General features: G+C 57.5%; 1 protein-coding gene. It reads left to right on the plus strand.

All coding sequences use genetic code 11. The features are described from left to right. The coding region (locus KVT28_RS27065; RefSeq protein ID WP_254633685.1) for a LysR substrate-binding domain-containing protein at nt 1-233 on the plus strand (233 nt) is incomplete at both ends.

Here is a 233-nt window from a genome sequence, read left to right on the forward strand (position 1 = left end):
TGATGTGCAGGAGACCGAGCTGGCGGTATCGGGGCGTCGACAGGTGCTGCAGGGCAGCTACCGCCTGAGCGTGCCGATGTCGTTTGGTATCAGCCATTTGTCGCCGTGTATTGCCGAGTTTCTCAGCCAGCATTCGGGTTTGCAGTTTCAGGTTGGACTGGCGGGTCGGCATGTGGATATGGTGGGTGAAGCATTTGATATGGCGATTGGCATCGGTACGCTGCCAGATTCGA

This window comes from Pantoea sp. GbtcB22, assembly GCF_019091025.1.
Classification (GTDB): Bacteria; Pseudomonadota; Gammaproteobacteria; order Enterobacterales; family Enterobacteriaceae; genus Pantoea; species Pantoea leporis.